Below are 19,904 nucleotides of genomic sequence, written 5' to 3' on the forward strand. Positions count from 1 at the left end.
GTTTTCTTTCGCGCACAAAAAGCCCTCGTCACAACAACGAGGGCTTTTTTATTGCTGCGACGGATCGTAAGAGCAGCAGTATGGCGGTGCCTCTGTGCAGGCACTTATCCAGGATGGAGATCGATACGACTAGGCGTGTGGCTTGGGAGTGCATCCACACGTCTTCTCAAGGAAGCGGCCGAACAAGCATATCGAGACTCCCAACAGCGTCAGATCCTTCAACAAGAATCCTCCACCCTTCTGTAGAACAGGAATGCCATATTCCAATCGAACCACTTCCGAGCTGACCATGAAACTCAAGGTGACGAGTAGAGAGCCGATCAATATGCTACTTCCTGCAAGTCCTGCTTTGGGCCAGTACCAGCCCAACACGATCAGCAGAACGGCCGCCAGTTCTACAACACCAATCAGGTTGGAAAATCCCTGCACGGAAAATACGATGTAGCCCCAGGACATGAAGGGGCTCTCCGTAATTAAAGGCACCAACGCCAGTGCTTCAAATTCAAAAAACTTCATGACGCCGATCCAGAAAAACACGATCAGCACGCCAAATACGGCGATGTCTTGTCCTCGTTGCTGGAGGCGTTGTGCCAGTGAAAGTGATGGATGCATGTTGCCCTTTGTTCAGGTGAAAGAGTAGATGGGAAGATCGGACGAAGGATAGGATCCGTGCGTCTCGTCTTGATCGACTGATCGATGAGATGCACGGAGGTCAACGCACTGCAGACAGGGCCAGCGGGTTCTTCTCTCTCGTCCTGTTTTTATTCTTATTTTTATTCGGACAAGTCCGCCGACAGTTTCTTGACCGCGTCGTAGTCGTCGCCCACCATCGCTGTGAGTGAACGGCCGTAGTCGGCGTCTGCGCGATTGAAGTACGCCAACATCATGCGACGGGTTTGTTGATTGGTGGCCTGCTTGAGATCGCCGGACAAATTACTGATCAGATTGGCCTGTTCCTGCTTTGATAGCGAGCGATAGAATTCCCCGGCCTGCTGAAAATTCAAGGTCTTCTGGATGCGCTCTTGCTGCGTCTTTCCCAGCAGAGGGGATTGGCTGTATCGCACATCCCGCTTCTCGGTGTTTGGGGTGAGCCTGCTTGGTTGATAGTTCACATTGCCGTTGCTGATGTCGCCGTTTGACTGACCGTCCTGATTGCCGTTGACGACCGTTGTTTTGGGGCGATTCACAGGAAGCTGCTGATGGTTGGCGCCCAGCCGATAGAATTGTGTATCGGTATAAGACAGCAAACGTCCTTGCAGCAAACGATCTTCCGATGGCTCAATACCGGGAATCAGATTGGCTGGTGAGAGGGCGCTTTGTTCCGTCTCTTGAAAGACATTCTCGGGATTGCGATTCAATACCATGCGACCGATTTTTGTTTCCTTGACGCCGGTCCAGATCTTCGTCGCATCGAGTGGATTGAACGCAAACCGATCCAGATCGCCCGGTTTCAGTATTTGCACGTAAAGATCCCATTGAGGAAACTCCCGTCGCACGATCGCCTCGTACAAGTCGCGTGTGGCATGGCCACTGTCTTGTGCTTTCACTTCCGATGCTTGCCGCGCTGTCAGGTTCTTTTCGCCCTGCAAACTCTTCCAATGAAACTTGACGTAATGCACCTCGCTCGTCGCATTGACGAACTTGTACGCATGCACGCTGTTGCCGTCCATGAAGCGATAGGTTTGCGGCATGCCGTAGTCGGAATAGACGCGCGTGAGCATATGCGTCGCCTCGGGGACATGCGAGAAGAAATCAAACACTCTACCCGCCTCCTGGCGATTTGTTACCGGCGACGGTTTCAGCGCGTGCACCATATCCGGAAATTTGATGGCATCGCGAATAAAGAAAACCGGCAGGTTGTTTCCCACCAGATCCCAGTTGCCTTGGGTCGTATAAAACTTCGTCGCGAAACCGCGGGGATCCCGTTCGGCTTCCGGAGAATCCTTGCCATGAATCACCGTGGAAAACCGGACGAACACCGGTGTTCTGGCCCCCGGCCTGAACAACTCGGCTTGCGTCAGTTGCGCAAGATCGGCTGTCGCAACGAACTCGCCATAGGCGCCCACACCGCGCGCATGGACGACCCGCTCCGGAATGCGCTCCCGGTCAAAACGTTGCAGCTTTTGAATCAAGGTCACGTCTTGCAGCAAGACGGGGCCGTTGGGGCCTGCGGTTTGCGAGTTCTGGTTGTCGCCGACGGCGGCGCCATTGTCGCGTGTGAGTGTTCGGCCTGTTTCCGCATTTTCCGCATGACTCGGAGCGATGCTCAAAGAAATGAAGCCAACCGTAATCAGGACACCGTTCCACGTGCAAGCACGGGTAGGAGAAGAAAAAAGGGAATTGGCTTTGGGCTGCTTTTTCATATGCACTCCGCATTGTTCGATCAAGTCGGATGTGGGCATCGAGGATTTTTCTCGACGCGCACTGACAATGCCTGACGTTCCGCTGCAATCGTTTATACGATATGCATCATCGGGCACGCCAGTTGGTCGTCTGATAACAGTGCTTCTTACGGAAATGAAAAGACATCCCTGAAGAACAGGGATAAAGAGAATTTCTTCGATGGGGAAATAGAATGTCTTGCGGAAGAAGGGGGGCGGCAGAGAAAAGAGACGGCGTCTCTTTTCTCTGGAACTGCGTCAAAGCCAATGAAGAGAATCAGCCGTAGACGATGCTCAGTGGTGCATGATCCGAGAAGCGTGCTTCTTTGTAGATCGCTGCCGTCTTCGCCTTCTTCGCGATACCGGCAGTGGCGATGTGATAGTCGATGCGCCAACCCACGTTGTTGGCCCATGCCTGGCCGCGATTACTCCACCAGGTGTAGGCTTCGCCGGTGGTTTCCGGATGGATGGTGCGATACACGTCCACCAGGCCCAGCTCATCAAATACGCGTGTCAGCCAGGCGCGCTCTTCCGGCAGGAAACCCGAGTTCTTCTGGTTGCTCTTCCAGTTCTTGAGGTCGATTTCCTTGTGCGCGATGTTCCAGTCGCCGCAGATGACGATCTCGCGACCGCTGTCCTTCAACTCCTGCAAGTGCGGCAAGAACACTTCCATGAAGCGGAACTTCGCTTGCTGGCGTTCTTCGCTCGACGAACCCGACGGGCAATACAGCGAGATTACCGTGATGTCGCCGAAGTCGCACTCGACATAGCGGCCTTCGTCGTCGAACTCCTTGGTGCCAAAACCGATGCGCACGGCATCCGGTTTGCGCTTGCTGTACACGCCGACACCGGAGTAACCCTTCTTCTCCGCATAGTGAAAATGGCCGACATAACCCTTCGGCGTCAGAAAATCTTCAGTCATGTCGGCCTCCTGCGCCTTGAGCTCTTGCACGCAGATGAAGTCGGCGGATTCCTTGGCCATCCACTCGAAGAAACCTTTTTTGGCGGCGGAGCGGATGCCGTTGAGATTGGCGGAGACGATTTTTGGCATGGGGAAACTCACGTAAAAGTCAGGCGCGTAGCATACCTGATTCATTTAAAATGTGGGTCTTTGCAAGCCAGCGCTGTCGGGCGGCAGCGCGCAGGTTTCTCCGCAGACAATTTTTCGGGAATATATTTTGAGCAACTTACGACAAGAATTCATTGAGTTTGCCGTCTCCGCAGGCGTATTGCGCTTCGGCGAGTTCATCACCAAGGCCGGCCGCACCTCGCCGTACTTCTTCAACGCCGGCCTGTTCAACGAAGGTGCCGCGCTGGCCAAGGTTGCGCAGTTCTACGCGCAGACGCTGCAAGAGTCGGGCGTGGAATACGACATGCTCTTCGGCCCCGCCTACAAGGGCATCACGCTGGCGTCCGCCACCGCCGTCGCACTGGCCGGCCACGGCCGCAACGTGCCGTTCGCCTACAACCGCAAAGAAGCCAAGGACCACGGCGAAGGTGGCACCATCGTCGGCGCCAAGCTGCAAGGCCGCGTGGTCATCATCGACGACGTCATCTCCGCAGGCACCTCGGTGCGCGAATCGGTCGACATGATCCGCGCAGCAGGCGCGACGCCATGCGCCGTCCTGATCGCACTCGACCGCATGGAACGCTCCGGCAAGGACGACGCCCTGTCAGCCCATTCGGCAGTGCAAGAAGTCGCCAAGGCCTACGACATGCCCGTGATCTCCATCGGCAACCTCAATGACCTGTTGGAATACCTGGCTCACGCCGGCGCCGACGCGCAGCTCTCGCAATACAAGGATGCTGTGGCCGCATATCGCACGCGTTACGGCGTCTAAAATCCGATGTGGCCGATGCCGGTCTAAGACCGCTTCGGCGCAGCGGGTGCATCTTTGATGATTTCATAGCCGCAAAAAACAATGCCCCAAATGACTTATGGGGCATTGTGCCTTTTGAGCGAATAGCGAAAAAAGCTGTGGGGCGTCTCAGATCGCCTTGATGCCGACAGCACTCACGCCAACACCATGTCGTTGCAGACGATCATCCAGTTCACCGATCTGCGCAGCGACAGCGTTTTCCGTCAGTTGCCCGCGTTGCTGGATATCTTGCTGCACGGACTCCAGCTTGCTGGTCAGCGCGCTCAGGTGAGCGTTCTGACGCTGCTGCAGCTGCTGCAATTCACTTTGCAGATAGCCGCGCAATTCGATGAAACGTGATTTCTCTGCCTGGTCAGCCAGATCGCGTTGCGTATCAAGCTGCTTGGTCAGGCGGCGTGTCTCAAACAGCACGCTGGTCTGCAACGCCATCACATACATCAGGAAGACCGCCGTCAGCACGACCACCACGCCCAGCATCACCAGCCCCAGCGGCGCCTGAAAATCCGTGAACACCAGCGTCAACTGCGTAGGCGCCAAAAAAGCCCCCCAGTTCACAGCGGCAAAAATGCCAACCAGCGCCAATACGACGATCATGAAAGTTGTCCGGAATTTCATTGCGTTCTCCTAGTGTTGTTTGAATAATGCGGCGGATGCAATTTGGACATGATGCGGTGAGCGGCGTTCCTTATTCAATGGCAACAATGCAAGATTGCCAATAAAAAAGCCCTCAAATGAGGGCTTTTAGCGACACTGCCCGGCATATTCATTGCCAAGACAGTAACAATTCAACGGTACACCTTAAAACGGCACGTCGCCTTCCACCGTCGTGCGATACAGCGTGCGGCGCAAATGCTGCGGCGTGATCGCTGCGTAATGCACGGTACTGCGGTTATCCCAGAACACGATATCGTGCGCGCGCCATTTGTGCGTATAGACGTTCTCCGCGCGAATGGTGTGCTCATGCAAAAACTTCAGCAGCGCATCGCTCTCATCCTTCGGTATCCCCACGATATGCGACGTAAAGCCTTCACTCACAAACAAGGCCTTGCGGCCGTTTTCCGGATGCGTGCGAATGATCGGATGTTCGACCTCGGGCACGTCATCGATCTGCTTCTGCGTCAGGTCAGGACGCCATGGCGTCAGCGCCTGCAAGCGGCGATAACGATATACATAAGAATGCACCGCCTTGCGGCCCTCCAGCGTCCGCTTCACATCCGCCGGCAAGGTGTCATACGCGTTGAACATGTTGGCGTACAGCGTATCGCCTTGTTCCGGCGGCAGCTCCTGCGCATGCAACAGCGAGCCAAGGCTGGGCCTGGGCATGTACGACAGATCCGAGTGCCAGTCGGCACCGGCATCCACCAGACCGATCGGCTGGCCGTTCTCGACCACGTTGGACACGATCAGAATTTCCGGATGCTGTTTCAGATGAAACCGATTCAGCACATGCACCTGCAACGGCCCGAAGCGGCGGCTAAAAGCCACATGCTGCTCCGGCGTAATACGCTGATTGCGAAACACCACCAGGCCATGCTTGACCAGCGCCGCGCGGATGGTGGCGACGTCTTGTGCCGAGACAGGCAGATTCAGATCCAGCCCGTTGATCTCGGCGCCAAGCGGGCCGTCAAAAGAGCGGATGCTGAAATCCTGTTCGTCAGTTTCTGCAGGGCGTTGCAGTAATGCGGTTGCGCTGGACATGTCGGTGCTGGCTCCATGAAAAGGCGGCACACGTCATAGGATGGTGGGGATGGCGGCTCCGCCTTGAGTAAGGCTAAGAAAAGCATTACACCGCGATGGAGGGGGCGACATCAACGAATAAGTTTGTATATCAATATGCGGTTTTTGGGTTTCAACATATCTGTTATGCCAGACTTGCCATCGAGAAGTTGCCTAGCCTGGACCATGTTTATTGTTGAGGATGAAATCTACTCAGAGTGGAGTGGAGAATTCATCACCCGTAAAGCGGCCATAGCAGTTCTGTTGGTACTCAGCGTTGCCGAATATATAGTTGCCATTGGAATGCAAGTTGATCACAGCATCCAGTCAGGAGCAGCCGTTCAATAAATGGGAGCGTGCTTCGAATAGATAACACTCGTCGAGTGGATCAATGGAGTCGCGAAAACTATTCGCCTTTCTTTTTCTTCTGAGATCCAGTTGGTATTGCATAAGCATCAAAAAATGTGGTCAACGCCAATCTGACTGCGAGTTTAATGCGAGGTTTTGAGATTGTTTCTTCAAGCCCCAACATTAACGGCACTACCGTCTCGCACTCCAGTAACGCGGCTAGCTGATGTGCCGCCAGCATAGGATCTGATTTTTTTAGCCTTTGCAGATCCATTTGCTTCTCAAGGAACGCGGCGAGTTGTTGCATTCCCACCTTGGGGCCTAGCTCATGAAAACGCTTCCCGATGTCGCTGCGTCCAGATTCGGCCAGGACGGCACGTCGCGTCTGGATTGAGGAGGGCAAGCAGAGGAATTCCAGCACCTTCTCGCCAAAAGTCTGCAAAGTCTTCTCCAGATCCTCCACCGCTTTATTCAGGGAGGCAAAAACGGGCTCAAATTGCTTCCTTGCTTCCTCGTGCATAACGGCTACGAATAGCTCTTCCTTGGAGCTGAAGTAACCATACAGCGTTCCTTTCGATCCTCCGATTCGGGCTGCGATCTCTGCCATCGAAGCCCCTTCAAAACCGGCTTCCAGAAAGACATCCGAAGCGGCAGCGAGGATGGCTTCACGTTTCTCCTCGGTTTTAACTCTCATAGTGGACAACTCCTTTTCAATACCGAAGTGTACAGTATTGCTTGACTTCGAGAAAATGCCAATTAATAATAACCGTACAGTATGGTTTTGTTATGTGTGTTTTTGGTTGCTTTCTTTCTCGGAGATTTCTTCATGCGCAAAGTCTTTTTTCTATGGCCGGCCGTCGCCTTGGCTATTTCCTGCGTGCTAAGCGCATGCGGCAAACCTCCGGGCGGTGCGCCGCCTGCCGCGGGTACGCCGATCGTCGGCGTCATCACGGTCCAGATGCAGGCGGTAGCGCTCAGCACGGAGTTGCCCGGGCGCACGGTGCCATACCTGATCGCTGATGTACGACCACAGGTCAATGGGATTATCAAGGCCAGAAATTTCCGCGAAGGCAGCGATGTGAAGGCCGGCCAGGTGCTCTATCAGATCAATCCTGCTACTTATAAGGCCGCCTACGATAGCAGCGTTGCCGCATTGGCCAAGGCGCAGGCGAGCCTGACGACTGCTCGGCTGAAGTCAGAGCGCTATAAGGAACTTGTCGCTATCAACGCGGTGAGTAAACAGGACTACGACGACGCTGCTGCCACATTGGGCGAGGGCGAGTCTGATGTGGCAGCCGCCAAGGCCAACGTCGAAACAAGTCGTATCAATCTGGCGTATGCCAGTGTGGAAGCGCCGATTTCAGGACGGATTGGAAAGTCGACGGTGACTCCCGGAGCCCTGGTCACAGCAAGCCAAACGACTGCTATGACCACCATCCAGCAGCTCGACCCGATCTATGTGGACGTGACGCAATCGAGCGCAGCCTTGCTGAACCTCAAGGAGTCGTTCGCTAATGGCGATCTGCAAAAGTCTGGCAGCAACGCTGCCAAGGTAAAACTGATCTTGGAAAATGGTCGCACGTATCCTCTGGAGGGACGGCTTGAATTCTCTGACGTGACTGTAAATCAGGATACGGGCGCAATTACACTGCGTGCCGTTTTCCCAAATCCCAAGGCTGATTTGTTACCTGGCATGTATGTTCGCGCTGTGTTGCAAGAGGGCGTAAAGGAGCAGGGGTTACTGGTACCACAACAAGCCGTTAGCCGAGATAGCACTGGCAAGCCGATGGCATATGTTGTCAGTTCCAGCAACAAGCTTGAGCAAAGGGCGCTGGTGACGGATCGCGCCATTGGTGATCAGTGGCTGGTGCGCAGCGGTCTGCAGGCAGGTGATCGGTTGGTCGTAGACGGACAACAACGTGCCGCACCAGGCGTTACCGTCAAGACCATGCCATGGTCGGCGAATGCGCAATCGAACCTTTCTGCCACCAAGCCTGCTTCCGTGATGGTCGCGAAATCGGCTGCTACTAACTGATAAGCGAAAGATCACCATGGCACGCTTTTTTATTGATCGCCCCATCTTTGCATGGGTTCTGGCCATCATCGTGATGCTGGCGGGAGCTATTTCCATTTTTACGCTGCCGATTGCGCAGTATCCCGCCATTGCGCCACCAGCTGTCGCCATTACCGCCAACTATCCGGGGGCGTCGGCGAAGACGCTCGAGGACACCGTCACCCAAATCATCGAACAAAAGATGAAAGGACTGGACCGGTTAAGTTATATGGCCTCCACCAGCGAGTCATCCGGCTCGGTCACCATCACACTGACATTCGAAAATGGCACCAATCCCGACACGGCCCAGGTGCAGGTGCAGAACAAGTTGGCGCTGGCTACGCCGTTGTTGCCCCAAGAGGTGCAGCAGCAGGGGGTGACGGTGACGAAGTCAGCAAGCAACTTCCTCAATGTGCTTGCGTTCACATCAGAAGACGGGAGCATGAACGGTTCAGATCTTTCTGATTACGTCGCTACCAACATACAAGATGCGATCAGTCGGGTGGAGGGCGTCGGCGACACCACATTGTTCGGCTCGCAATACGCCATGCGCATCTGGCTCAATCCTGACCAGCTGACGAGTTACAACCTTACGCCGCTCGACGTCAAGAATGCCATTCAGGCGCAAAACGCCCAGGTGTCGGCCGGCCAGCTCGGCGGTCTGCCCGCGGCCAGCAACCAACAGATCAATACGACGATCACTGCGCAGACACGCATGCGCACCGCAGAGGAGTTCGACGACATCGTGCTGCGCACCCTGACTGATGGCTCCCAGGTACGCTTGCGCGACGTGGCTCGCATCGAGTTGGGTAGCGAGGCATATAACACGGTAGGCCGTTATAACGGCAAGCCGGCAGCCGGACTGGCGATTAAGTTGGCGACCGGAGCGAATGCGCTCAACACGGTCAAGGCGATCGACGCCCGCGTGGCGCAATTGGAGAAGTTCTTCCCCACTGGCATGAAGGTCCAGAAGCCGTATGACACCACACCTTTCGTGCGGATCTCCATTGAGGAGGTAGTGCGTACCCTGATCGAAGCGGTTGTGCTGGTGTTCCTGGTGATGTACCTGTTCATGCAAAATCTCCGCGCTACGCTTATCCCGACGATCGCGGTGCCGGTGGTGTTACTGGGAACCTTCGGCATTCTGGCGGCCTTTGGGTTCACTATCAACACGCTGACCATGTTTGCCATGGTGCTCGCCATTGGTCTGCTGGTGGACGATGCAATTGTTGTGGTGGAAAACGTCGAGCGGGTAATGACAGAAGAAGGTCTCTCGCCCAAGGAGGCAACCCGCAAATCGATGGGGCAGATCACTGGAGCACTGGTTGGCGTTGCCTTGGTGCTGGCGGCGGTATTTGTACCGATGGCTTTCTTCAGCGGCTCCACCGGCGTGATCTATCGCCAGTTCTCTATCACTATTGTGTCTGCCATGACATTGTCGGTACTCGTGGCGCTGGTGCTCACTCCTGCCTTGTGCGCCACGATGCTCAAGCCTGTGGAAAAGGGCCACACATTGGCGACTACCGGTTTCTTTGGGTGGTTCAACCGTAATTTTGATCGCGGCAACCGCAGGTATCAGGGTGTAGTGCGACACATGGTGGGCAAGGGATGGCGTTACATGATCGCCTATGCCGCCGTGCTGGCACTGGTCGTGTTCGGTTTCATGAAACTCCCTGTCGGGTTCCTGCCAGACGAAGACCAGGGGACGCTGTTTGCCATCATGCAATTGCCTTCAGGTGCAACCAAAGTGCGTACCGATGAGGTGATCAAGCAGGTCGAACATCATTTCCTGATCGATCAGAAGGAAGCGGTGGCAGGTGTGTTCGCCGTCTCGGGATTCAGTTTTGCCGGTAGCGGCCAGAACATGGGTTTCGCCTTCATCAAGCTCAAACCGTGGGACGAGCGTAAGGGGCCAGGTTTGAGCGTGACGGACGTGGCCGCTAAGGCCGGCGCCTATTTCGCAACTATCCGTGACGCCAAGGTCTTCGCCTTCGCGCCGCCCGCAGTATCCGAGCTGGGAAATGCGACCGGCTTCGATCTGATGTTGAAGGATGAGGCGAACCTCGGCCACGCCGCCATGATGCAAGCCCGTAATCAACTGCTCGGCGAACTCGCCAAAGACAAGCGTCTTGTGGCGGTGCGGCCAAATGGTCTGGAAGACACGCCGGAATTCCGTCTGCTGGTTGATCCGCACAAAGCAGGCGCGCTGGGGGTAACCATGTCCGATATCAATGACACCATTGCCACCGCCTGGGGTAGCAGCTATGTCAACGACTTCATCGACAAGGGACGCGTCAAGAAGGTGATGCTCCAGGGTGAAGCCCAATATCGCATGCTGCCTGGCGACATCGACCGCTGGTACGTGCGCAACAGCGCGGGAACCATGGTTCCGTTCACCTCCTTCGCCACCGCCAGCTGGACGTCAGGGTCGCCACGACTGGAGCGATACAACGGCGTGCCTTCCATTGAGGTTCTCGGCATGGCGTTACCGGGCGTGGCCTCCAGTGGTGAAGCGATGGCGATTGTTGAAGCGGCCGTGTCCAGGCTGCCTGCCGGCGTCGGCTACGAATGGACTGGATTGTCGCTACAGGAAAAGGCATCGAGCGGACAGACCGGTATCTTGTATGCCGTGTCAATTCTGATCGTATTCCTGGCATTAGCAGCGTTATACGAGAGCTGGGCAGTGCCGTTTTCGGTGATCCTGGTCGTGCCGCTGGGTGTCTTTGGAGCACTGCTCGGCGCCGTCCTCACGTGGAAAATGAATGACGTGTACTTCCAGGTGGGTCTGCTGACGACCATCGGACTGGCGTGCAAGAACGCCATTCTGATCGTCGAATTTGCGAAGGACCTTTACGCAGAGGGTAAGGGGCTGGTGGATGCCACCATGGAAGCTGTGCGTATGCGTTTGCGTCCGATTCTGATGACTTCACTGGCGTTCATTTTGGGTGTGCTGCCAATGGTACTGGGAAGCGGCGCCGGCGCGGGCGCTCAGCATGCCCTGGGTACTGCCGTGATCGGCGGGATGCTGTCAGGAACCATTCTGGCTATCTTCTTTGTGCCGCTATTCTTTGTACTGATTATGAAAATGTTCGGACGCAAGCCGGCGGCATCTCACGCAGCGCCTCTTGCCTCCGCGACCGCCTTATCGGAGGAATGACATGCACCAATTCAGCGTTACTAATTTACCGGGCACTTCGTGCGCGCGACTGCTCCCCTTGGTGCTGGCCATGTTGGTCGGCGGATGCAGTCTGATGCCTGACTATCAGCGCCCCCTGGCGCCGGTGGCCCCGCGATTCTCTGGCGATGCCACAAGTTCGGTCAGCAGTTTGCCGGTTGCGGATATTGGCTGGCGCGAGGTCTTTACCGATCCTGCTTTACGGCGTGTCATCGAGCTCACATTGGCGAACAATCGCGACCTGCGGGTAGCCGTGCTCAACATCGAAAAAGCCCGGGCCCAATATGGTGTGCAGCGCGCTGCGCTGTTCCCGACGGTGAACGCAAGCGCCAGCGAGACCGCCAGTCGCACGCCCGCCGATCTTTCCGCCAGCGGCAGCGTTACGACGGGACGCAGTTACAGTGCAACGCTCGGCTTCAGTTCTTATGAACTCGATCTTTTTGGCCGCGTACGCAGCCTGAGTGCGCAGGCAATCGAGTCTTTCTTTTCAACCGCCGAAACGCGTCGCAGCACCCAAATCAGTTTGGTTGCCGAAGTGGCGACGGCGTATCTCACGTTAGCCGCGGATCAAGATAGATTGAAGCTGGCGCAAAATACCTTGGATAGCCAAAGCCGGACTTATCATTTGAATCAACGAAGTTTTGATCTCGGGAACGCGTCAGCCCTAACGCTAAGGCAAGCACAAACCAGCGTTGAGAGTGCGCGCGTCGACGTCGAGAGCTTCACCGCTCAGGTCGCGCAAGATCGCAATGCACTGGTGCTCTTGGCAGGTATCGAGCTGCCCGACGCGCTACTGCCGACGAGCTTGCCCGATATCGCAGCGGCTGCCGCCAATCCGCTGGCAACTATCCCCCCGGGCTTGCCCTCAGACCTGTTGCAACGCCGTCCCGATATTCTGCAAGCAGAGCATGACTTGCGGTCCGCCAATGCCAGCATTGGTGCCGCACGTGCGGCATTCTATCCTCGTATCAGTCTGACTGCGTCTGCAGGAAGTTCCAGCGCAAGTCTATCCGGGCTGTTCAAGGGCGGTTCCGGCGCATGGAGTTTTTCTCCGGGAATATCCTTACCCATTTTCGACGCCGGTGCCAATCGGGCCAATTTGACGATTGCCACCACCAATCGGGATATCTATGTCGCTCAGTATGAAAAGGCGATTCAGACAGCCTTCCGCGAAGTCTCTGATGCGCTGGCGCAACGGGGTACGCTGGGACGCCAGTTGGCGGCGCAAGAGGCATTAGTCGATGCGAGCTCAGAGGCGTTTCGTTTGTCAGAGGCCCGCTTCAAGTATGGCATCGACAGCTATCTGAGCGTGCTTGATTCACAGCGATCACTCTACACCGCCCGGCAAAACCTCATCGGAACACGCTTGTCGCGTTTCACCAACCTGGTTACGTTTTACAAGACGCTGGGCGGTGGATGGGTTGAAACAACAGGTACTCCAGTGGCGTCGATAGTCACAGACGTACCTGTTCGGGAGCAGTGATGTCGAGGGCAGAGCGAACACGCGCTGCACTGCTGGACGCGGCGCTTGCAGAGTTCGCCCGACGAGGGATACGGGCGGCGACACTTGAGGATGTCGCTGCGTGCGCGAATGTCACGCGCGGTGCCGTCTATTGGCATTTCCCCGACAAGGCAGCTTTGGTTCGGGAAGTGTTCAATGGCTTGGTCTGGCCCTTCGATGTCGGCACTGATATTGACGTGTATCGACAGTCGGAGAATCCGATGCAGCTACTGCAGGACGTGTTGTGGCTGCAAACGAGAAACTGTGTCGAAGATATCGGACAACGAAGAATGATGGAACTCGTCCTCCGGCATGGAGGCGCTTCTGATTTGCCGAAAGACTTGCTGGGCAGGTTAGAAAGGATGGCAATGCTCTCCATACAGAGTCTCACCGCCGTGCTCAATGTCCCCTATCAAAGAGGTCTTTTGCGCCGGGGATTGACGCCAATTGATGTAGCAAGATGCATCCATGCGACAGGCCTGGGCATTCTTGTTGAAAATGTACATCAACTCCCTCACTTGCTCTACCGTCCGTTTTTTCTTGCGCTGGAACTGGTGCTTATCGGTGCCAGCACGCAATCACGAGGGAACCATTCCCTGTTGATTTACAGCTCAGACTGACCTCGTTTTACATTATCCGTTGCCCCATCATTTTGCTTGAAGTACCAAGTCTGATAGAGATCTTGAATGACCAGGTAAGGTCATCACTCATTGCAAACCTGAGTCAAATTCAGGCGCAAATCAACATGAATGAGAATCTAAACTTCTGAATAGTATGTTGTGGAAAGTCTTGCCGAGAATTTCGAATACGAGAGGCTTTTCCATAACCGATACGTGATAGCACTCCACCATGCGAGATATGTCCTGAACAACCGCTGGTTGTTTGTGTAATTCTCCGCTCAAGACAGTGACGTGCGTAGTTGATTTCTGTGTCTCACGGATGTGCTGGATGACGGTCTCTGGCGTCGTCGCTGCCTCGTTATCCCAGCTCAGAATATAAGCTTCAAATGGCTGTACCCGAATCACTTCCAGGAGAGACTCAACGTCGTTGAAGATCGATGCCTGAATCCCTTGTCGCGAGAACAGCGCTGCGATCTTGTCGGCAATGCGACTTTCGTCGTCCAGCACCGCGACACGTGGAGCTGGCAATGGCGTCATATGGGTGACTTGAAAGGCGACTTTTCCTTTGGAGACCTTTGCGCCGGATATGACAACCCAAGCCCCGGATTCATCAACGGCTGCTAACGCGGCATCCTCCGGCACCGCCAGAGCATGCCCTCTTTGAAGGATGCATCGTTGCGGAGCGTCGCTGAGTTTAAGAATGGCATTCCATCGCGAAGCGCCGTGTTGATGCTCACTCTTGTCGCTCGCGAATGATTTGGATGCGGGTGTGCCTGGCTTGCCAAAATACTGCTCCAGCAAAATAAGCTGGCTACGTGTCCATCCTCGGATACCAGCGAATTTTTGCTGGACTGAGACCAATTTCAATTCGACGACACGCGCGACGATTCTGGCTTGTTTGTGGCGAGGTATTCCTTGATCCGACAGAGTTTGTCGAATATACGCGGTGTAAGGATCGTGTACGACGAGGGTTTGCTCTTTCGAGTTCATGTAGATCTGCTCCGGCGATTGAAAACGTATTCAAATGACAGAGCGCACTGCAATCAATTCACTGGTCGAACATCAAAGCTGCAAACAATCCGCAAACTTAGAATTTATTCAATGTCGAATTGATCTACAAATACGACATGACGCGAGCGATATGGTTGGTGATGGATTGGAGGTGTAAGGCGGTGACGACAGCTGCGTTGCGTACCTGAATGAAAATCGGGAACATCTAGAAGCGAATGCCGTTGATGTTCCCGATCATTTACTACTTAAAACAGCAGCGTGATTATGCCGTCAATTTCTTGCGCAGCAATTCCGTCAACTGCGCCGGATTAGCCTTGCCCTTGGTCGCCTTCATGGCCTGGCCGATCAGTGCGTTGATGGCTTGTTCCTTACCCGAGCGGAATTCTGCTACCGATTTTTCATTGGCTGCCAGCACCTGGTCGACGATGGCTTCGAGTGCGCCGCTGTCGGAGATTTGCTTCAGGCCCTTGGCTTCGATGATGTCGTCGGCGAGCGTGTCTTTGTCGGACTTGGCTTCCCACATCCCGGCGAAGACTTCTTTGGCGATCTTGTTGGAGATCGTGCCGTCGCTGATGCGCTTCAATAGCAACGACAGTTGTACGGCGCTGACGGGGGCGTCGGCGATGTCGGTGTCTTCGCGGTTGAGGGTGGAGGCGACGTCGCCCATGAGCCAGTTGGCGGCGGGTTTGGCTTGCTCTTTGCCGGCGGCGGTGGCGACAGCTTCAAAGTAGGATGCCATCGACTTCGATTGTGTAAGCACGGCGGCGTCGTATTCGGTCAGGCCGTAGTCGTTGACGAAGCGGTCGCGCATGGCGCCCGGCAGTTCCGGCATGGTGGCTTTGACGCGGTCGATCCATTCTTGCGCGATGACCAGCGGCGGCAGATCGGGATCGGGGAAGTAGCGGTAGTCTTGCGCGTCTTCCTTGCTGCGCATGGAGCGTGTTTCTTTTTTGTCCGGGTCGTAGAGGCGCGTTTCTTGCACGACGGTGCCGCCGTCTTCGATGAGTTCGACCTGGCGGCGGACTTCGTAGTTGATCGCGTCTTCCATGAAGCGGAAGGAGTTGAGGTTCTTGATCTCGCAGCGTGTGCCGTATTCCTTTTGGCCAACCGGACGCACGGAGACGTTGGCGTCGCAGCGGAACGAGCCTTCTTGCATGTTGCCGTCGCAGATGCCGAGCCACATGACCAGCGAGTGCAGGGCCTTGGCGTAGGCGACGGCTTCGGCGGCGCTGCGCATGTCGGGTTCGGTGACGATTTCCAGCAGCGGTGTGCCGGCGCGGTTGAGGTCGATGCCGCTCATGCCCTGGTAGTCTTCGTGCAGCGATTTGCCGGCGTCTTCTTCGAGGTGGGCGCGGGTCAGTTGCAGGGTCTTGATTTCTGCCTTGCCGTCTTTTTCCATCACGAAGGAAATCTTGCCGCCCTGGACGACCGGGATTTCAAACTGGCTGATCTGATAGCCTTTGGGCAGGTCAGGGTAGAAGTAGTTTTTACGCGCGAAGACGGAGCGCGGCGCGATCGTTGCACCGATGGCCAGACCGAACTGAATGGCGCGTTCGACGGCGCCTTTGTTCAGCACCGGCAAGACGCCTGGCAATGCCAGATCGACCGGGCTGGCTTGTGTGTTGGGGGCGGCGCCGAACTGTGTCGACGAGCCGCTGAAAATTTTGGATTCGGTCGAAAGCTGTGTGTGCGTTTCCAGACCGATGACGACTTCCCACTGCATAATATTCCTCGCTGATTCTTTGTTGTTTCGTGGTGCTTCGCGGCGTTTCTGAAGGGCGATCAAGCCGGTGCGCGCAGATGCCAGTCGGTGACTTGCTGATATTGATGTGCGACATTCAGCAGGCGCGCTTCATCGTAGTAGCTGCCGATGATTTGCAGGCCGACCGGACGCTTGCCGTTCTTTTCGCCTTGACCGAAACCACAGGGAATCGACATGCCCGGTAAGCCCGCCAGGCTGGTCGACAGCGTGAAGATGTCGGCGAGGTAGTTGGCGATCGGGTCGTCGGTTTTGTCGCCCAGATCCCATGCCACGGTTGGCGATACAGGGCCCATGATGACGTCGCATTGACGGTTCGGGCCGAGCAGCGCGCTCTGGAATTCCTGCGCGATCAGGCGGCGGATTTTTTGCGCTTGCAGGTAGTAGGCGTCGTAATAACCGTGCGACAAGACGTAGGCGCCGACCAGGATGCGGCGCTTCACTTCGTCGCCGAAACCTTCCGCGCGCGACTTCTGGTACATGTCGGCGAGGTCTTTGTAATCTGCGGCGCGATGGCCGTAACGCACGCCGTCAAAGCGCGACAGATTAGACGATGCTTCGGCTGGTGCGATCACATAATAGACGGGGATCGACAACTCGGTTTTTGGCAGCGAAATATCGACCAGCGTGGCGCCGAGTTTTTCGTATTCGCTGAGTGCAGCGCGCACGGCTTGTTCGACATCGGCGGCCAGACCGGCGCCGAAGAATTCTTTCGGTACGCCGATGCGCAATCCCTTCAAACTGTCATTGAGCGAGCGATTGAAATCTTCTTTCGGGCGCTCAAGGCTGGTCGAATCACGTTGGTCGAAACCGGTCATGGCGTTGAGCAGCAGGCCGCAGTCTTCGGCGGTTTTTGCAATCGGGCCGCCCTGGTCGAGCGAGGACGCAAACGCGATCATGCCGTAGCGCGAGACGCTGCCGTAGGTCGGCTTGATGCCGGTGACGCCGCACAGCGAAGCAGGCTGACGAATCGAGCCGCCGGTGTCGGTAGCGGTGGCTGCCGGGGCCAGGCGCGCGGCGATTGCGGCGGCCGAACCACCGGACGAACCGCCTGGCACAGCGGTCTTGTCCCACGGATTTTTGACGGCGCCGAAGTAAGAATTTTCGTTGCCCGAGCCCATGGCGAATTCGTCGCAGTTGAGCTTGCCCAATGTAACAGTGCCGGCAGCGTTGAACTGTTCCACCACGGTTGCGTCAAACGGGCTTACATAATTTTCCAGCATCTTCGAACCGGCCGTCGTGCGCCAGTCGCGCGTGACGAAGATGTCCTTGTGCGCGATCGGAATGCCGGTCAGCGGTGTAACGTCGTTGGCGGCGATGCGTTGGTCGGCTTGCGCGGCTTGTTTGAGCGTGAGTTCGCGGTCGACGTGCAGGAAGGCGTTAAGGTCGCTGCTGCCGATGCGGTCGAGGAATAAAGTGGCCAGTTCGGTCGCTGAGATTTTCTTGGTATGCAGTAGCGTCGAAAGCTCTTTAATGGTCTTGGTATGCATGGAAAAGGGTTTCGTTTTTCAGGTTCTGTGAGGCTGCGGACGCGCGGTGCAAATGAGACCGCCGGCGCGTTAACTTGGCGAAGATTATTCGATGACCTTGGGGACGAGATACAGGCCGTCCTGAGTCGCCGGAGCAGGCTTCTGATAGTCGTCGCGGTGATTGGTTTCGGTCACGGCATCTTCGCGCAGGCGCAACGATAAATCGGTGGTCAACGCCGCAATCGGGTGGCTCAGAGGCTCGATACCGGTGGTGTCGACCGCTTTCATCTGTTCGACCAGGGAGAAAATGCCGTTCAGTTTGTCCAGGGTTTGACTTGCTTGTTCATCTGTCAATTCCAGACGGGACAGATTGGCAATGCGCTTAACATCGGAAAGGGCTAGAGTCATGATAGGAAGGTGCACGCAGGGCGCAAGAGCTAGTGTGTTGAAAAATCGCGTCGTCAGCCATGCACGAGCTTGCAATTACGCAGGTAAATGCCGGTAAAAACGCAGAAGTATCTGGCATCAGGCAAGGATTATTGACAGTTTTGCCTGCTGGTTTCTCTCAAATTATAAGGTAGAATGTAGGACTAATGCCTTGCTGGCGCCGATTTGTGTCGCCGCAGTCATAAAAGAAGCTGTTGCAAAATGAAGCTGACGTTGCTGCGTCGCCCCTGTTCCTCTCCTGTATGCATCCTGTACCGGTCATGGCGCCTCCTCCGGGCAGCTTCATTTTGCAACAGCTTCTGAAAAAGACATCCCACTTACAAAATGCAAAGCGCGCGACTTTGGCGCATCAGGACAATTCATGTTTGGATTTTTACGTAGTTACTTCTCTAACGACCTCGCTATTGACCTTGGAACGGCAAACACTCTGATTTATGTACGTGGTCAAGGTATCGTCCTTGACGAGCCGTCGGTTGTGGCGATCCGCCAGCAAGGCGGCCCGAACGGCAAAAAGACCATTCAGGCAGTCGGCAAGGAAGCAAAACAGATGCTGGGCAAGGTTCCTGGCAATATCGAAGCCATCCGCCCGATGAAAGACGGCGTGATTGCTGACTTTACCGTCACCGAGCAGATGTTGAAGCAGTTCATCCGCATGGTGCACGACTCCAAGCTGTTCCGCCCATCCCCACGCATCATCATCTGCGTCCCTTGCGGTTCGACCCAGGTGGAACGCCGCGCGATCCGTGAATCGGCGCTGGGCGCAGGTGCTTCGCAGGTTTACCTGATCGAAGAGCCAATGGCAGCGGCAATCGGCTCCGGCCTGCCGGTGTCGGACGCAACCGGTTCGATGGTCGTCGATATCGGCGGCGGTACGACTGAAGTCGGCATCATCTCGCTGGGCGGCATGGTGTACAAGGGTTCGGTCCGCGTCGGCGGCGACAAGTTCGACGAAGCCATCGTCAACTACATCCGCCGCAACTACGGCATGCTGATCGGCGAGCAAACCGCCGAAGCGATCAAGAAGGCAATCGGTTCCGCCTTCCCGGGTTCCGAAGTCAAGGAAATGGAAGTCAAGGGCCGCAACCTGTCCGAAGGCATTCCACGCTCCTTCACCATCTCCAGCAACGAAATCCTGGAAGCGCTGACTGATCCGCTGAACAACATCGTTTCCGCAGTAAAGAATGCTCTGGAGCAAACTCCTCCGGAACTGGGCGCCGACATTGCCGAAAAGGGCATGATGCTGACCGGTGGCGGCGCGCTGCTGCGCGATCTGGACCGTTTGCTGATGGAAGAAACCGGTCTGCCGGTGATCGTCGCCGAAGACCCGCTGACTTGCGTTGTGCGCGGCTCCGGCATGGCGCTCGACCGCATGGACAAACTGGGTTCGATCTTCTCCAACGAATAATTCCGTTACAGGAGCCTGGTCAACCTCGAGGAACTGAAACGCGCCTATGACAGAGCACAAGCAGATTTGGTCGGTGCTGCGAACCAACAGTTCGCACAGCGGCGAAATCTCGGCTGCGATGGGGCGTTGTCTTCCTGAT

General features: G+C 55.9%; 16 protein-coding genes. 6 read left to right on the plus strand and 10 right to left on the minus strand.

Annotated features, from left to right (window positions below; all coding sequences use genetic code 11):
- Positions 1-129: 129 nt before the first annotated feature.
- The 3 genes from PQR63_RS07270 to PQR63_RS07280 form a co-directional block, all read right to left on the minus strand.
- Complete coding sequence (locus PQR63_RS07270; protein ID WP_408166901.1) at positions 130-612, minus strand: DUF417 family protein; 483 nt, start codon at positions 610-612, stop codon at positions 130-132.
- Positions 613-773: 161 nt separating this feature from the next.
- Entirely contained in the window at positions 774-2,363 is a 1,590-nt protein-coding gene (locus PQR63_RS07275) for a catalase (protein ID WP_408166902.1), read from the minus strand.
- Between the two features lie 295 nt (positions 2,364-2,658).
- Positions 2,659-3,432 (minus strand): exodeoxyribonuclease III, encoded by a 774-nt coding sequence (locus tag PQR63_RS07280; protein ID WP_408166904.1) that lies wholly within the window; start codon positions 3,430-3,432, stop codon positions 2,659-2,661.
- Positions 3,433-3,559: 127 nt separating this feature from the next.
- Here PQR63_RS07280 and pyrE point away from each other — a divergent pair, with 127 nt between their 5' ends.
- Complete coding sequence (gene pyrE / locus PQR63_RS07285; RefSeq protein WP_007881179.1) at positions 3,560-4,222, plus strand: orotate phosphoribosyltransferase; 663 nt, start codon at positions 3,560-3,562, stop codon at positions 4,220-4,222.
- A gap of 147 nt (positions 4,223-4,369) precedes the next feature.
- Here the strand turns inward: pyrE and PQR63_RS07290 are convergent, their stop codons facing one another.
- From PQR63_RS07290 to PQR63_RS07300, 3 genes are all read right to left on the minus strand, one after another.
- On the minus strand, positions 4,370-4,876 hold the full coding sequence (locus tag PQR63_RS07290) for a LapA family protein (protein ID WP_408166907.1): 507 nt from the start codon (positions 4,874-4,876) through the stop codon (positions 4,370-4,372).
- Positions 4,877-5,059: 183 nt separating this feature from the next.
- Positions 5,060-5,959, minus strand: a complete 900-nt coding sequence (locus tag PQR63_RS07295; RefSeq protein ID WP_408166909.1) for a TauD/TfdA dioxygenase family protein — start codon at positions 5,957-5,959, stop codon at positions 5,060-5,062.
- A 424-nt stretch (positions 5,960-6,383) separates the two neighbouring features.
- Positions 6,384-7,019, minus strand: coding sequence for a TetR/AcrR family transcriptional regulator (locus PQR63_RS07300; protein WP_408166911.1), 636 nt, complete (start codon positions 7,017-7,019; stop codon positions 6,384-6,386).
- A 132-nt stretch (positions 7,020-7,151) separates the two neighbouring features.
- Here PQR63_RS07300 and PQR63_RS07305 point away from each other — a divergent pair, with 132 nt between their 5' ends.
- The 4 genes from PQR63_RS07305 to PQR63_RS07320 are packed head-to-tail and all read left to right on the plus strand — an operon-like array spanning position 7,152 to position 13,674.
- Positions 7,152-8,360 (plus strand): efflux RND transporter periplasmic adaptor subunit, encoded by a 1,209-nt coding sequence (locus tag PQR63_RS07305; RefSeq protein ID WP_408166913.1) that lies wholly within the window; start codon positions 7,152-7,154, stop codon positions 8,358-8,360.
- A gap of 16 nt (positions 8,361-8,376) precedes the next feature.
- Positions 8,377-11,535 (plus strand): efflux RND transporter permease subunit, encoded by a 3,159-nt coding sequence (locus tag PQR63_RS07310; RefSeq protein ID WP_408166914.1) that lies wholly within the window; start codon positions 8,377-8,379, stop codon positions 11,533-11,535.
- Position 11,536: 1 nt separating this feature from the next.
- Positions 11,537-13,036 carry an AdeC/AdeK/OprM family multidrug efflux complex outer membrane factor gene (gene adeC / locus PQR63_RS07315; RefSeq protein ID WP_408166916.1) on the plus strand — a complete coding sequence of 500 codons (1,500 nt, stop codon included), beginning with the start codon at positions 11,537-11,539 and terminating at the stop codon, positions 13,034-13,036.
- Positions 13,036-13,674 (plus strand): TetR/AcrR family transcriptional regulator, encoded by a 639-nt coding sequence (locus PQR63_RS07320; RefSeq protein WP_408166918.1) that lies wholly within the window; start codon positions 13,036-13,038, stop codon positions 13,672-13,674. Before adeC ends, PQR63_RS07320 begins: the two co-directional genes overlap by 1 nt.
- A gap of 120 nt (positions 13,675-13,794) precedes the next feature.
- Here the strand turns inward: PQR63_RS07320 and PQR63_RS07325 are convergent, their stop codons facing one another.
- The 4 genes from PQR63_RS07325 to gatC form a co-directional block, all read right to left on the minus strand.
- The gene (locus tag PQR63_RS07325) at positions 13,795-14,664 is read right to left on the minus strand and encodes a helix-turn-helix domain-containing protein (RefSeq protein ID WP_408166920.1); all 870 of its coding nucleotides are present in this window, start codon (positions 14,662-14,664) and stop codon (positions 13,795-13,797) included.
- A 283-nt stretch (positions 14,665-14,947) separates the two neighbouring features.
- Positions 14,948-16,408 (minus strand): Asp-tRNA(Asn)/Glu-tRNA(Gln) amidotransferase subunit GatB, encoded by a 1,461-nt coding sequence (gene gatB, locus PQR63_RS07330; protein WP_408166922.1) that lies wholly within the window; start codon positions 16,406-16,408, stop codon positions 14,948-14,950.
- 59 nt (positions 16,409-16,467) lie between these two features.
- Positions 16,468-17,934: an Asp-tRNA(Asn)/Glu-tRNA(Gln) amidotransferase subunit GatA gene (gene gatA / locus PQR63_RS07335; RefSeq protein ID WP_408166924.1), complete on the minus strand. Its 1,467-nt coding sequence runs from the start codon at positions 17,932-17,934 to the stop codon at positions 16,468-16,470.
- Positions 17,935-18,018: 84 nt separating this feature from the next.
- Positions 18,019-18,321: an Asp-tRNA(Asn)/Glu-tRNA(Gln) amidotransferase subunit GatC gene (gene gatC / locus PQR63_RS07340; protein ID WP_408166925.1), complete on the minus strand. Its 303-nt coding sequence runs from the start codon at positions 18,319-18,321 to the stop codon at positions 18,019-18,021.
- A 400-nt stretch (positions 18,322-18,721) separates the two neighbouring features.
- On the opposite strand from gatC, the gene PQR63_RS07345 reads away from it, so the two are divergent.
- Positions 18,722-19,765, plus strand: coding sequence for a rod shape-determining protein (locus PQR63_RS07345; RefSeq protein WP_050463753.1), 1,044 nt, complete (start codon positions 18,722-18,724; stop codon positions 19,763-19,765).
- The last annotated feature ends 139 nt before the right edge of the window (positions 19,766-19,904 follow it).

Origin of the sequence: Herbaspirillum rhizosphaerae (assembly GCF_046025915.1) — a bacterium.
Classification (GTDB): Bacteria; Pseudomonadota; Gammaproteobacteria; order Burkholderiales; family Burkholderiaceae_D; genus Herbaspirillum; species Herbaspirillum rhizosphaerae_A.